Annotated in this window: 16 protein-coding genes and 1 pseudogene; 12 read left to right on the forward strand and 5 right to left on the reverse strand. The window is 60.2% G+C overall.

Translation table 11 applies throughout. The features are described from left to right. Positions 1-13: 13 nt before the first annotated feature. The 3 genes from ACR65T_RS12785 (at position 14) to ACR65T_RS12795 (ending at position 2,191) form a co-directional block, all read left to right on the forward strand. On the forward strand, positions 14-583 hold the full coding sequence (locus ACR65T_RS12785; RefSeq protein ID WP_434496839.1) for a pyruvoyl-dependent arginine decarboxylase: 570 nt from the start codon (positions 14-16) through the stop codon (positions 581-583). Beyond that, positions 580-1,500 (forward strand): agmatinase, encoded by a 921-nt coding sequence (speB, locus tag ACR65T_RS12790; RefSeq protein ID WP_434496840.1) that lies wholly within the window; start codon positions 580-582, stop codon positions 1,498-1,500. Before ACR65T_RS12785 ends, speB begins: the two co-directional genes overlap by 4 nt. Before the next feature lie 127 nt (positions 1,501-1,627). Next, positions 1,628-2,191 carry a hypothetical protein gene (locus ACR65T_RS12795; protein WP_434496841.1) on the forward strand — a complete coding sequence of 188 codons (564 nt, stop codon included), beginning with the start codon at positions 1,628-1,630 and terminating at the stop codon, positions 2,189-2,191. Between the two features lie 21 nt (positions 2,192-2,212). Here ACR65T_RS12795 and ACR65T_RS12800 read toward each other — a convergent pair whose 3' ends face one another. Continuing rightward, positions 2,213-2,734 carry a hemerythrin domain-containing protein gene (locus ACR65T_RS12800; protein ID WP_434496842.1) on the reverse strand — a complete coding sequence of 174 codons (522 nt, stop codon included), beginning with the start codon at positions 2,732-2,734 and terminating at the stop codon, positions 2,213-2,215. A 55-nt stretch (positions 2,735-2,789) separates the two neighbouring features. Next, on the reverse strand, positions 2,790-4,862 hold the full coding sequence (locus ACR65T_RS12805; RefSeq protein WP_434496843.1) for a catalase: 2,073 nt from the start codon (positions 4,860-4,862) through the stop codon (positions 2,790-2,792). Positions 4,863-5,030: 168 nt separating this feature from the next. Here ACR65T_RS12805 and ACR65T_RS12810 point away from each other — a divergent pair, with 168 nt between their 5' ends. Beyond that, positions 5,031-5,606 carry a superoxide dismutase family protein gene (locus ACR65T_RS12810; RefSeq protein ID WP_434496844.1) on the forward strand — a complete coding sequence of 192 codons (576 nt, stop codon included), beginning with the start codon at positions 5,031-5,033 and terminating at the stop codon, positions 5,604-5,606. Positions 5,607-5,734: 128 nt separating this feature from the next. On the opposite strand, the gene ACR65T_RS12815 is transcribed toward ACR65T_RS12810, so the two are convergent. Continuing rightward, a complete protein-coding gene (locus ACR65T_RS12815; protein ID WP_434496845.1) occupies positions 5,735-6,535 on the reverse strand; it encodes an SDR family NAD(P)-dependent oxidoreductase in 801 nt (266 codons plus the stop codon). A gap of 322 nt (positions 6,536-6,857) precedes the next feature. Here ACR65T_RS12815 and ACR65T_RS12820 point away from each other — a divergent pair, with 322 nt between their 5' ends. The 3 genes from ACR65T_RS12820 to ACR65T_RS12830 all read left to right on the forward strand — a co-directional run bounded on the left by ACR65T_RS12820 (position 6,858) and on the right by ACR65T_RS12830 (position 9,433). After that, complete coding sequence (locus ACR65T_RS12820) at positions 6,858-7,226, forward strand: copper resistance CopC family protein (RefSeq protein WP_434496846.1); 369 nt, start codon at positions 6,858-6,860, stop codon at positions 7,224-7,226. Continuing rightward, positions 7,226-8,845, forward strand: a complete 1,620-nt coding sequence (locus tag ACR65T_RS12825) for a copper resistance D family protein (protein ID WP_434496847.1) — start codon at positions 7,226-7,228, stop codon at positions 8,843-8,845. The genes ACR65T_RS12820 and ACR65T_RS12825 overlap by 1 nt, the downstream gene beginning before the upstream one ends. Before the next feature lie 396 nt (positions 8,846-9,241). Beyond that, complete coding sequence (locus ACR65T_RS12830; RefSeq protein ID WP_434496848.1) at positions 9,242-9,433, forward strand: hypothetical protein; 192 nt, start codon at positions 9,242-9,244, stop codon at positions 9,431-9,433. On the opposite strand, the gene ACR65T_RS12835 is transcribed toward ACR65T_RS12830, so the two are convergent. After that, entirely contained in the window at positions 9,420-9,632 is a 213-nt protein-coding gene (locus tag ACR65T_RS12835) for a hypothetical protein (RefSeq protein ID WP_434496849.1), read from the reverse strand. The two genes, ACR65T_RS12830 and ACR65T_RS12835, sit on opposite strands and share 14 nt — an antisense overlap. Positions 9,633-9,719: 87 nt before the next feature. After that, the gene (locus ACR65T_RS12840; RefSeq protein ID WP_434496850.1) at positions 9,720-9,872 is read right to left on the reverse strand and encodes a hypothetical protein; all 153 of its coding nucleotides are present in this window, start codon (positions 9,870-9,872) and stop codon (positions 9,720-9,722) included. Between the two features lie 852 nt (positions 9,873-10,724). Between ACR65T_RS12840 and ACR65T_RS12845 the strand changes: the two genes are divergently transcribed. From ACR65T_RS12845 to ACR65T_RS12865, 5 genes and pseudogenes are all read left to right on the forward strand, one after another. Further along, positions 10,725-11,051 (forward strand): helix-turn-helix domain-containing protein, encoded by a 327-nt coding sequence (locus tag ACR65T_RS12845; RefSeq protein WP_434496851.1) that lies wholly within the window; start codon positions 10,725-10,727, stop codon positions 11,049-11,051. Between the two features lie 154 nt (positions 11,052-11,205). Then, a pseudogene (locus ACR65T_RS12850) lies at positions 11,206-11,415 on the forward strand (single-stranded DNA-binding protein); the annotation flags it as partial. A gap of 49 nt (positions 11,416-11,464) precedes the next feature. Then, on the forward strand, positions 11,465-11,626 hold the full coding sequence (locus ACR65T_RS12855) for a hypothetical protein (RefSeq protein ID WP_434496854.1): 162 nt from the start codon (positions 11,465-11,467) through the stop codon (positions 11,624-11,626). Positions 11,627-11,636: 10 nt separating this feature from the next. Then, a complete protein-coding gene (locus tag ACR65T_RS12860; RefSeq protein WP_434496852.1) occupies positions 11,637-11,870 on the forward strand; it encodes a hypothetical protein in 234 nt (77 codons plus the stop codon). Then, positions 11,867-13,165, forward strand: a complete 1,299-nt coding sequence (locus ACR65T_RS12865) for an AAA family ATPase (RefSeq protein ID WP_434496853.1) — start codon at positions 11,867-11,869, stop codon at positions 13,163-13,165. The genes ACR65T_RS12860 and ACR65T_RS12865 overlap by 4 nt, the downstream gene beginning before the upstream one ends. Positions 13,166-13,561: the final 396 nt, after the last annotated feature.

Below are 13,561 nucleotides of genomic sequence, written 5' to 3' on the forward strand. Positions count from 1 at the left end.
GGGAGCGCGTTCGATGTTTCCCATTCCGCAATGCGTCTTTCTCACGCGCGGCGTCGGCGTTCACCGCCATCGTCTGACGGCGTTCGAATATGCGCTGCGCGACGCCGACATCGAACAGCAGAATCTCGTGGCGGTGTCGTCGATTCTGCCAGCTGGATGCGAAGTCGTTCCGGTGGAGCGGGGCGTCGCGACGCTTCAGCCTGGTGAAATCACTTTTACGGTGCTTGCGCGTTCCGAGACCGACGAGCCCGGACGGCGCGTCACTGCCAGCATCGGCTTGGCGCGGCCAAAGCAGCCGACGCTCTACGGCTATATTTCGGAACATCACGGCTATGGCATGACGGCGCGCGAGAGCGGCGATCATGCGGAAGATCTCGCGGCGACGATGCTCGCTTCGACGCTCGGGATCGAATTCGATCCTGACGCCGCCTGGAACGAGCGCAAGAAGGTTTATGAAACAAGCGAGCTGATCGTCGAGAGCCTGTCTTTGACCGCGGCGGCCGAAGGCGCTCCAAACGGCGACTGGACCTGCGCGGTCGCCGCGGCGGTGTTCCGTTTCGTCAAACTCGACAATTTACCATGAGCGCGACGCCGACATTCGCCGCTTCGTCGACCTTTCTCGGCGTCGCCCCGCATGCTGACGCGGCGGTTGTCGTCGCCGGCGTCCCTTTCGACATCGGCACGACCAACCGCAGCGGCGCGCGCTTCGGGCCGTCGGCGATTCGTCACGCGAGTCGTATGTTGATCGACGGCGAGCACCCCGCGCACTGGACGTCCCCCGTCGATCTGCGGCTCGCCGACGTGGGGGATTTCGCCATCGCACTGGGCGACATCGCCGCAAGTCTCGAGCTCATCGAAGAGCAGGCGTCGGCCTACGCACATCTCGTGACGCTTGGCGGCGATCATGGAATCACGTTGCCTCTTTTGCGCGCCTGCGCGAGAAGACGCGGCCCGCTGGGTTTGATTCATTTCGACGCCCACGTCGATACATGGCCCGATAATTTCGGCCAGCCTTATGCGCATGGCTCGATGTTCTATCATGCGATCAACGAAGGCGTTGTCGATGCGCGCCGCATGATTCAGATCGGCATTCGCTCGCCGGTGCAACGCGAAGTCTACGACTGGACGCTTGGACAAGGCGTCACGATCGTCGCCGCGCAGGAGGCGCATGAGATTGGGCCAGCGGCGATCGTCTCGCGGATCGTCGAAGTCGTCGGCGACGCCCCAGTCTATTTGACGTTCGACGTCGACGCGCTTGATCCGGCCTTTGCCCCCGGGACCGGCACGCCGGAAATCGGCGGCCTGGCCACTTGGCAGGCGCAGTCGATCATCCGCAAGCTCGTCGGTCTGAACTTTGTCGGGATGGACGTCGTCGAGGTGGCGCCGGCCTATGACGTTTCCGAAATCACCGCGCTCGCCGGCGCGACGATGGCCTGGGAATACCTCTGCCTGCTGGCGGCGTCAGCCGGTTCGTCCCGATCCGCCTCGGGATCTCCTTAGCTCCCTCGCCAGCGTCAATGCGGCTCTTGCCAAAGGCCGGCCTTCGGCAGCACTCTGCCCCGAACAGCCGCGATGCGGCGGGCCGCTTCGAAGCGGATCGAGGCGTGCAAGGCTAGGGGAGGGCGGCATGTCCAGTGCGGAGCGGCGGGCGCGAGAGGTGGTCGGCGTTTTCTCGGACGGCTATGTGCTCGAGAGCGCCGTCGAGGAATTGTTGAATTCGGGGTTCGATCTCGGCGACATCAGCCTGCTTGCGGGCGAAAAGGCGATCGTCGGCAAGCTCGGCCATATATATGAAAAGGTCGAGGCCGCCGAAGACGACGGCGGCGCCCCGCGCGTGGCCTATGCGCCGAGGGAGTCTTTGAGCAAGAAAGAGGGCGCGATCATTGGCGGTCTTGTCTATGTCGGCGCCACTGTGGCGGCCGGCGCGGCGCTCGCGTCCGGCGGAGCCCTCGCGATGCTTCTCGTGAGCGGCCTGATCGGCGCGGAATTTGGCGGCCTCGTCGGCGTCGCACTTGGCGAGTTCATGGAGGAGCGTCACGCGAAATATCTCCAGGAGCAACTTGACCATGGCGGCTTGTTGCTCTGGGTACGAACGCGAAACGCCGCGCTCGAGGAGACCGCCAAGCGTATTATCGCCAAACATTCCGGCCGCGATGTGCATGCGCATGACGTGCCTGCCGCGGCGGCGTAATGAGCATCGAGGCGGCCGCGATCAGGCCGCTTTTTTCATCAGTTCGGCTTTACGCTTCGAGAGCTTGACGCCCAAGGCGTCGAGGTCGACCTCGCTCTTGCGCGCCTCGGGAAATATTTCCTGCTCTTCTTCCTGGACATGGTGCATGACGTATTCGCCAAGCACCTTAACCTTTGCGTCGAAGAGATGGTCTTGCGGCGACATCGATCGGATCTCGGCGATCAGCTGTTTGGCGCTCGCGTGCTCAACTTCGGCTTCGTCGAGAAGCTCTTCGTCGTCGATGTTCCTGCGCAGCGCCGGATAGAAGATCTCCTCCTCGATCTTGGCGTGAACGGTCAGCGCGGCGCAAATTTTTCGGGCGAGCTCTTCCTTCTCCGCTTCCTTTTCGAGCTTTTCATACTGCTTGAACCAGGTTTTCACCTCCCGGTGGTCCTCTTTCAGCAGCTTGATGGCGTCCGCCTTTTTGGAGGCGTTGGCCGACGTCTTCGGGCCCGTTTGGGACTTCGACCTTTTCGTGCTGCCGCCCGTGCTCGCCGTTGGCATTTTGGTTCTCCTGTCGCGCGTTTGTTAACTTGACTGTTCTGCTATGCGTGACGCGTCATGCGTCGAGATCGACCGTCAGTTCCCTGGGCCAGTAGCGAAGTTCGGCGCAGGCCGCGACGAACGCGGCCGCGTCCTTGACGGTCGCAAGCTGAATGCACGCTTCATCCAGCGCGTCGGCGACGCCGGCTTTCTCCAGCAGCGGCAACGCGCTCTTGGTGAAGCCGATGAACTTGCAATGCGCAAAGGCGTCGCTTGCAAAATCGCGCGCGGCGGCATCGGAGACGAGATCGGCGGCGCCGGTGTCGGACGCGACAATGGCGACGGCGTCATAGAGCACCGACGGTCCTCCGTCGATCTTTTGCGCGGCCGGCTGCATGGCGCCGTCGTCAAGCACCACGCCGCCGATGTGGGGCGCGACAATCTCGTAAACCGCTCCGATCTTTTCGACGGCCTCGATCAGCGCCTTCAACAGCTTCGCGTCAGCGCCGTCCGTCGCGAGAATCCCGAGCTTGCGCCCTGTGAAGGATTTTGGACGCGCCAAGATGCTCAACGGCGTGGACGGGGGAAGCTCTTGCCGAGTCGGGCGCGCGGCCTTCGCCGGATCGGGCATTTCAAGCCGCAAGCCGTCAGCGACGTGCGTCGCGAGCGCAACGTCAATGTTTAAGAGATGCGACACGACGCGCGAGCGGATGTCCGGGCGCTCGCATTTGCTCAGTTCGAAGACGAGCGCATCGCTGATATGTTTTCGCTCGATCGGCGCCTGGCTGATGAAGAATTGCCGCGCCTGGCTGTAGTGATCGGCGAAACTTTCGGCGCGAATTCTCGTCTTCGGACCGGCGACTTCCTCCGGGAACGACGTGAAGCCGCGCTCGGGATTCTCGCGCGGTCCGCCGAGCGCGCCCCAGCTGTTGGGCTCGTAATTGGCTCGGCTCTTGGGATTCTTCATCGCCATATGCCCGTCCTGTTGGAAATGCGCCATCGGGCAGCGCGGCGCATTGACGGGAAGGTGGGTGAAGTTCGGGCTGCCGAGCCGCTTCAACTGTGTGTCGAGGTAGGAGAAGTTGCGGCCTTGCAGCAGCGGATCGTCGCTGAAATCGATGCCAGGAACGATGTTCTGCGTGCAGAAGGCGACCTGTTCGGTTTCCGCGAAGAAATTGTCCACCGTCCGGTCGAGCACGAGCCGCCCGACGACCTGCACGGGAATCTGCTCTTCGGGAATAATCTTGGTCGCGTCGAGAATGTCGAATTCGAAACTATCGGCGAACGCGTCGTCAAAGAGCTGAAGGCCGAGCTCCCATTCCGGGAAATGTCCGCCCTTGATGGCGTCCCACAGATCCCGCCGATGGAAATCGGGATCGGCGCCATTGATCTTGACCGCTTCGTTCCAGAGCACCGATTGCAGACCGAGCTTCGGCTTCCAGTGAAACTTGACGAACGTCGACTTGCCTTCTGCGTTGACGAAACGGAAAGAGTGAACCCCAAAGCCTTCCATGAAACGGAAGGAACGCGGAATGGCGCGATCCGACATGATCCACATGATCATGTGAAAGCTTTCCGGCGACAGTGAAGCGAAATCCCAAAAATTGTCGTGCGCCGTTTGCGCCTGTGGGAAGCCGCGATCGGGCTCAGCCTTCGCGGCATGGATCAGATCCGGAAACTTGATCGCATCCTGAATGAAGAACACCGGGATGTTATTGCCGACGAGATCCCAATTGCCTTCCTTAGTGTAGAACTTCACCGCGAAGCCTCTTACGTCACGGGCAAGGTCGAAGGACCCTTGGCTGCCGGCGACGGTCGAGAACCGCACGAAGACCGGCGTCTGCTCGCCAACCCGCTGGAAAAGATCCGCGTGCGTGACGTCTGCGAGAGATTTCGTGAGTTCGAAATAGCCGTGAACGCCGAATCCCCTTGCGTGAACCACGCGTTCCGGGATGCGCTCGTGGTCGAAGTGGAAGATTTTTTCGCGGAAATGGAAGTCTTCGATGAGGCTCGGACCGCGCGCGCCTATGCGTAGCGCGTTTTGGTCATCGGAAACCGGGATGCCCTGTTGCGTGGTGAGCGTCTCAACCGCGTCGTTGGCGGTCTGGTGCGTTTCACCGCCGTCGCCTTGCGGCTGCGCGTAAGACATCTCAGTCTCGGCCGCGACAAGATCAGGTTGCTCGGTTTGGCTCTTTACAGCGTTAGCGATGGCGGATTCGCTCGAGGACGACGGTTTGCGTTTTGACCCCATAGGAAAACTCCGAAGAAGCGGCGATGAGACGCGAGCGCACGGGAGCGAAACCTCGGGCGATCTGACTTGTTCCCCGGGCAGGAAAATTCTCTCGGAGCCAAGAGAAGCGCAAAGCGTCAGAAGCGCAGTGCGTCGAAGACGTTTGATACGGGGGAAGGGTCCGCGCTCATCACCGGCTTCGCACGCGCGGAGGAGCGAACCGCCGACGTCATCGACAACAAAGGGAAGGGGATAGGCTCCATCGAGGTCAAACAGGGGCCGCATGGAGTCGTTCTTCGCGTCATGCTGCGGCCGGGCGCGCTCGCGCCGGGCTGGCACGGCGTCCATCTGCACGAAGTTGGCGACTGCTCCGACATTGAAAAATTCATGCATTCGAAGGGCCATATAAATCCGTCAAATGCCGAACATGGGTTCCTCAATCCCAAGGGGCCGCACCCGGCGGATCTGCCGAATGTCTATGCCTATTCCGACGGCTCCGCGCAGGCGGAAATGTTCATCGATGGCGTGTCCTTGAGCGGCGGCAAGATCAATCTCCTTGATGCGGATGGATCGGCGGTCGTGGTGCATGCGAGCCCTGACGACCACATGTCGCAGCCGATTGGCGGCGCCGGCGGGCGCGTCGCCCGCGCCGTGTTGAAATAGCGTCGGCGCGATGGGCGCGGCGGAAGGGGTGTGCGCCGCCATAGGTTCCGGCCTGGTCCAGGTTCGTCTCACAAGATTGCGCCGGGCCGATACGCCGAACTTGCCCTGAAAATCGATGATGCAGGCCACTAGCGCCGCGTAGAATCCGGCTTGGCCATCCTGCGATGCTGTTTGGCAAGGAAGGTCGCGGGCATAGCGTGTATGAAGGTCGCGGAAATCTTGTTCCTCCATCCGCTGACGACTTGCGCCTGGCCCTGCATCATCGCGTCGAAGCCGTCGCGCGCGACGTTGGCCGCATTCGCCTTTCTGGCCTGCCCGAGGCGCGTATCCAGCATGTCGGCGCGGCGAAAAAAGTCCGTCTCGGTCATGCCCGGCATAAGCAGGGAAACCGTAACGGTGGTGTCCTTCAGTTCGTTCCGCAGCGCGAAAGCGAAATTCTCGAGAAACGCTTTGGTGCCGTTGTAAACGGCCTGGAAGGTTCCCGGCACCATGCCGGCGATCGAGCCAACGATGAGAATGCGCCCAGAGTTTCGGTTTCGCATGTCGCGGCCAAATTTCTGGATCGCATAGACTGTTCCGGTGATGTTGGTGTCGATGACATCACGAACCTTTTGAAAGTCCTGATCGAGGAAGGCGTTGCCCAGTCCAATGCCCGCGTTGGCGATGAGGACGTCAACGGGCCGGCCGAATTGCTGAGCTGCGTCATAAAGCCGATCGACGCCTTCGATCGTCGAAAGATCAGCTTCAATCGCGACAACGCTGGCGCCTCGCGCTTCGAGACTTGCGGCGGCGTCATATATGCGCGCCTTGTTGGATGCGATTGCGACATCGAAGTTATTGTCGACGCAAACTTGCGCCAGTTCGAAGCCGATGCCGACCGAAGCGCCGGTGACGACCGCAAGCGGACGGCCGCTGGAAGTATGATCCATAACGCTCTCCTTTTAGGGGATACATACAACCTGTTTCTGAACTGGTTCCCCCATCGACATCGACAATAGGCGCGCGCACTTTTCCTTTCGTTCGTCGGTTATCGAGCCTGCTCTGAGGCGACGACAAAGGTCCGCATCAACGCATCAACAACGAGAGCGAGCGGGCGAACGACCTGCAGGGCAGGGCACGCGCTTTCGGCGGCAAATGCTCGAAGCGACAGCGCAACAATCATCGGCGATGCCCCGCTTGCCGGTATACGCGCGCGACTTAGATGCAATGACGTTGACGGCCGAAGGCGCTGGTTTTCAACTGGGGCTTACGATGATCCTACGGAAAAAAGTACCTTTTCTTCTGTCGCTTATCCTGGCGTTCGCGCTTGTCCGCGCTCCCTGCCACGCGCATGCGGCTCTGATCTCGGCTTCGCCTCAGGATGGCGCAACGGTTCCAAGCGGAGACGTCATCATTCAGCTTCGGTTCAATAGCCGCATCGACTCGAAGCTTTCGCGTCTCACGCTTCTCAAGGCCGCAGATCAAAGCGTCGTTCAGCCTCTCGAAACGAGCCCTGTATCGGAGGGCCTAAAGGCGAGAGCGCCGGATTTGCGGTCGGGCGCGTATACGCTCGAGTGGCAAATCCTGAGCCTTGACGGCCATCTGACACAAGGCAAGCTGAATTTTCGCGTGGAACGCTGATGATGCAATCCTTCATCGCGTTGTACGGTTTCTTGGATCTCGTGCTGCGCGCATATCTCCTCGCGACGCAATCGATCGTCGTGGGCGGCATAGCGTTTCTGACGCTTGTTCTGTCCCCTCTTGACGGGAAGCTAAACGCCGAGGCGGCGCCAGTTGCACGACGTTGCCTTCGCATTCTTTTTTGGAGCTGCTGTGCTTCGGTCTTCGGCGAGATCGTCGCCGTGGGCGTGCTGACGGCGATGCTCGTCGGAACGTTACAGGTGGATTTTGCGGTCGCAGCCAGCGCCGACGCCGTCGTCAGTCACGTCATCGCCATGATCCTGTCGGGCGCGCTGGCGCTTTACGCCCGCCTCGACACCCGCAGCTTTTTCATGTGGCGAGGGGGCGCCGTTGCTTTGGCGTTGCTGCTGGTTTTTGCGCATGTGGGCGTGACACATGCCGCGAGCCGCCCCGTCGCCTCTGCGTTGCTGGTGACGACCGAGATTGTCCATGTGCTTGCAGCGGCGATCTGGATCGGCGGCATTCCGTTCTTTTTGGTCGCGCTCGGCATGACGAAGAGCGGCGAGGCGCGGCGATTGATCGCCTCCAAATTCTCGCGGAACGCCATGTGGGCCGTGGGAGCGTTGATTATTGCCGGCCTCTTGATGATGACGCGCCACACTCCCGATCTCAGTGCGTTGTATGAAACGAATTACGGAATGCTGCTCACCACCAAAATCGCGCTGCTGTTTGGCTTGCTTTGCTTTGCCGCCGCCAATCTTTCGACAACGCGCAAACTGTGGCGCGTTTCTTTCACTTCGATCAGAAGATTATTGCGTTTCGCCGAGGTGGAGGTGGGATTGGGCCTCGTAACGCTGTTTTGCGCCGCCGCGCTCGCGTCGGCGTCGCTCCCAATCGACGGCGGCGCGGAGCGCACGAGTCTGTCGGAGATTGCGGCGCGTTTCGCGCCGCGTTGGCCGAGTTTCCATAGTCCAGCGTATGCCGAATTGTCTGCTGCGCAAGCAGTCTCCGGCATAGTCCAACCAGGAACGCCCAGCTCACCCAGCGCGGCGGACATTGCCTGGGCGGAAATGAATCATCATTTGGCGGGCGTTCTTGTTATCCTTATGGGCGCTTTCGCCTTGCTTGAGCACTATTGGCGAACTGCGCCGGTGATGCGTCATTGGCCTCTGCTGTTTTTGTTGCTTGGCGGCATTCTGGTGATTCGCGCCGACGAAACCGCATGGCCGCTCGGACCCATCGGGTTCTTCGAAAGTCTTCGCGACCCTCAGATCGTCCAACACAAAGTCATTACGGTCCTCATTGCGACCTTTGCGATATTCGAATGGCAGGTTCGACGAGGCCGCTTTAAATCCGACTGGCCAGCCTACGTCTTCCCGATAACAACCGGCGCGGCGGCGGCGTTTTTGTTGACGCACTATGGACACACGGAAGGCGCGGACGAGGTTCTGATCGCAATCAGCCATACGCCTATCGCATTGCTCGGGGTTGTCTCCGCAAGCGCGCGCTGGCTGGAAATACGTTTGTCGGACAGCTTCGCGGGTCGAATAGGCGGTTATGTCTGGCCCGTCGCATTCATGCTATCGGGCTTCTTGCTGCTGCTCTACCGAGAACAGTGACCGGTAGCAGAATGCATCCTAAGAAGCCGATGCACAGAGGAAGACGTCACGAAAAAAGTGCAATTATTTATGCAATAGAAGCGGCGGGCGGCGCCCGACGAAGATGAGCGCTATGCCTACGCTGTGGCGCTGTGACGGGTCTATCCGCGAGAGCCGTCTCGAACGCCAGAGCGATATTGAGGCACGAGGACGTTCTGCTGGAGAACGATCCGTGTGGAAGTGTAAAGACACATGCCCCGGCCTGATCGTCGCACCATCCCTACCGAAGCTCTTCAGCCGGAGACCATCACCGGATTCCCGACGCGATCGACACACGCTCGGCGCGTTGTGTTCGAGCGAGTTTGACGCGTTCTCGCTCATGCTGGCAAGCGTTTTTGAAAGGTAAGTGAGATGGTCGTGCCGATCTTTCCCTTTGGCGATACCCCGATCTGGTTCAAGCTCCTGATCGCCTCCATCTGCCTTTATTTTCTCGGTCACTCCATGCGCAGCGAACGCTTTTACAAGATCGGGAGTTTCGTGCGCTCGTTGGGCATCATCGCATTACTTCTATCGGGGCTCGCCTTTCTTTTTTCGCTTACCTCCTTTTGACGCCGAGTGGCATGAACAACCCAGCCAACAGCCCGATCAAGGCTCCTGTTGGCCCCGTGACGAAGGCAGATGTCATCGCGATCTCAAGATCCTTATCGTGCATGTTGCCAGAGAAAAGCGAGACGAGGGCTGCTCCGAGGGCAGCTCCAGCAGCATACCCGGCCAGCAGGCCCAACATGGCGAAGATGACTCTACGCATTTTTGCTTTCTCCTCTGGCCTGCGTTCGATAGAGGCCTCCAGCTATTAGATGAGCGCCGGCACGCGAGGGAGGCCGCAAAGGCTCCTTCAACTTGCGAAAGCAATCGCGCCTATTTCTGCATCCTCGTCTTCGCCCGCGCAGAGACAAAGGAACGCTTCGAGCACTTTGAGCTTTAGTTCGAGGCTGCCAATCCCGTCCGCCTCAAGCCCGGCGATGCCAGACTGCGCGACGCTGGCCATGGCGGCGAGTTGGCGCTGATCTATCCGAAATTCCTCTCGCGTCCCGCGCCAGAAGCCGGGCGAGATTGCGAAGTCATCCCCCATTGCCGCCTCTCAATGTCGTCGAACGATATCGTGAAGTCGCCAAAGGTCGCACGCGGCGCGCCATTCACGATGCGGGCGATGATTTCCTCGGCCGCCTGACGAGCGGCGCGCCTCTTTATGAATCGCTCGCTTGCTAAGAGATATTCGGACTTCGTAAAGATGGGGTTTTCTTGGGTCATGCGGATTCCTCACGCCGCGCGCCTGTCTGGCGGCTCCTGCCCCTGGCTTGGTCTGGCTTGGGGCGGAGTGAACCGGGACCGATCCAACGTAGGGCTATTTCATTCTCAAAACTGCATCGGATATTCTGCGCGCGATTTGGCGGAGATTCGCATGTATGTGCCGGCACCAACCGACGATGCTCGCGAGTCATAACGGTCAGGCGATCGCCGCACGAATTGAAGGGTTGTGAAGCCGGCCTCGCCGTCTCACTTCGTCGCTCGAAATCTCAAACCGAAAATGGGGCCTGTAGTAGGGCCGGCGAAATAGCAATTCAAATAGCCATTATATTTCAATTGATTGCCGGCCATGCTGGCGGAAGGGGTGTCCGCATAATAGTTTTTGATTTCAGCTATTTGTGACGCTATTTCGCGATTTACCCACACTTGAGCCCGCACGATTATTCAGTTTGAGGCGCGATATTGAAAAACGCTACGCGCTGTTACTTTATGTAACGCGTTCAGCAATTTAGCGCAAACCAGAGGGTCAAAAACCTACTGGATTTGCGCTTGGAGCCGTGGGTCGAATCGGGGCGACGAAAGGAGTCGCTCCATGTCGCATCTATCGAAGCCGCTGGCCCTCAGCTCGGAAGTCGCCGCCGAAGCGCTTGGCGTCTCGCCCGAGGCCGTCGAGCTTCTTATCGAAGCTGGCGAACTTGAAACCATCAAAATCGGGCTGATCACCCGCATCCCATACGCGGCGCTGGAGGAATTTATTTTCGCGCAGCTCTCGCCGCTCGCCGTCCAGAGGATTCGTGATCATTTCGAGAGAATAGGACGAAAGCCTTGGTGGGATCGGATTTGCGACGAAGCGCGGCGGGTTAAACCTTTGCGCAGCCGCTCCGCCGTCTCGAATGCGGAAGCCGCGCCCGCCAAATGATGCGCCGAAACGCGACGAAGCCCGCCCCTGCGGCAGCGAGAAGCGGGCCTCTTGCAATGCTCAGCTTGGCGGTTTCCGGCAATTGCAAGCGCGAAAATAAATCTTCCGCCTATGAAGTTCAAGCGCCTCGCGCCCCTTTCACGGAGGGCTGCGCATGAGCCTCTTCGCCCTCGCCTCGGGCGCGATCTTTCGCAGCGTCGAAATCCGCAGAAGCAAAAATGGACGCGCATTCGCGACCGCGACGTTGAAAGTTCGCGACGGCGATGCCGTGAGCTGGGTGAGGGTCCTCGCCTTCTCAGATCACGCGATCGAAGCCTTGCAGCGACTCAATGATGGCGACGGCGTCGCGGTGCAAGGCGTGCTGAAATCTGAAGTCTTACACGTCGACGCGCGATGGCGAGATTCGAGTAGCGTTGACGATCCTCGCAGACCAGGTTGCACCGCTGCGCGCGCCGCCACGCCAACGAAAGCCAAAGCAGAAAGAAGAAACGTCCCGGCGCCGGGACAATGCTTATCTGCAAGGCGAAGAGCGCAACCGCGTCGACGCCGATCTCGACGACGACGTACCGTTTTAAGGGCGCGCGAATGACGAAAGCGACCTCTCTCAAAACGGACGTGGCGATTCAGCGTCGCGACTTCATCCGAGAATGCGCGATTGTCCTGGGCGACCTGTCCGCCGCGCTCGCCGACGCCGCCTGCCGTGGCGATGACGACGAAGCCGAGGTCCGCCTTCGCCAGATTGTCCTCGCCACCAAGAGCGCCTGCCAGACCTTTCGCGAGATGCGCCCGGCTTCTGATGAGCGGAGGGCTGCGGCATGAACGATGACGTTTTGCCGAAGGGCTTTGGCGACACCGCCGAAGAATATCGCCGCGAGCGAGAGCGAAAGGCCGAGCGCGCACGTCAAAATTGCGGTCGACGATATTTCGACGGCGACTATAAGGCCGCCGACCCGATCGAGGTTTTTGACCCCGGTCCGACGCCCGACGATCATGACGCCTACAACCCGATGGGCGAGGCCGCGCCTCAAAGCAACGGGCGCGACCAAAAGCCTGCGCCGACCTTCAAAAAGATCATTAATCCGGCCGATTGGGAGGGCGTTCCCGTTCCCGAGCGACGATACTGCGTCCCCGGTTATTTCCCGCATGGCCAAGTCTGCTTGCTGTCAGGAGACGGCGGTCAAGGCAAGAGCCTCTTGGCATTGCAGTTGGCGGTCGCGAGGCAAATGGGCGCCGACTGGATCGGGCTCATGCCGGAGCCCGGCAAGACGCTGCTCCTGTCGGCGGAAGACGATGGCGAAGAGCTACACAGGCGGTTAGACGCCGTGCGTAGTTTCTATGGCGCGTCATGGGCCGAGCTAGCAGGCATTCGATTAATCGACCTGGTCGGCGAAGACTCGGTCCTCGCTGCGCTGATGAAAGGACGCATCGAGCCGACCGAAATGTATCGCGCGCTCGACGCCTACATGGCCGACTTCAAGCCAAGCCTTACTGTACTCGACGTGCTCGCCGATATGTTCGCAGGCGACGAAAGCGACCGCCCGCAAGTCCGGCAATTCATCAATCTCTTGAAGCGGCTGGCGCGGAAACACGATTGCACAATCATCCTGCTGGCGCACCCGAGCCTTACCGGCATGAACACCGGAACCGGTCTATCCGGCTCGACCGACTGGAACAACGGCGTCCGCGCCCGCGCCTATCTTAAAACACCGAAGACGGCCGATGGCGATACGCCCGATAAGAACCTGCGCGCTTTCGAGGGCATGAAGGCCAATTATGGCGAAGTCGGCGGCAAAATAAATCTCCGCTGGCAGGATGGCGTCTTCGTCCCAGTCACTGGACCGACCGGGCTCGATAAGCTCGCACAAGAGCAAAAGGCCGACGACGTCTTCCTGCAACTTTTGAAGCAATTCAACGAGCAAGGCCGGAACGCCAGCGAGAAAACCGGCACAAGCTATGCCCCAGCGCTATTTGCGCAACAGCCGGATGCGGACGGGTTCACCAAGAAGCAGCTCGAAGCCGCAATGAATCGACTTTTCCGTGAAAAGAAAATCAGAGTCGAAGTCACTGGACCCGCATCAAGGCCATCCCGAACATTGGTGCCTGCCGACGAATAATCACCCCTTCGACCGACATTCGACCGACCCTACGACCGGCCTTCAACCGGCCTACGACCGGTCTGCCACCACACCCCCCCATACCCCCCTACTAGGCGGTCGAAGGTCGGACCGCTCGCCCTTGGGGGCTCGCCGCCCTCCGACCACCTAACGGCGCCCGAGGCGTTATCTCGCTCGCCCGACGTTATCGAGCCACTCTGCCGAAATGATCCCGTCGTTCGTCTCGCGCACAGTGTTGCCGCACCTTCAATCGCGCGCTAGCCCGTCTTATTCGCCCTGCCGACACGCATTTCTGATTTTCTTCGCGACATGATTGCGGACGCAATTCCGCGTTGCGTTATTTCCGCTGGGTCGATCTGCACATCTCGAACGCGCTGGAGTTGGATGGATGGGTGA

The organism is Methylocystis sp. (assembly GCF_051061285.1).
Classification (GTDB): Bacteria; Pseudomonadota; Alphaproteobacteria; order Rhizobiales; family Beijerinckiaceae; genus Methylocystis.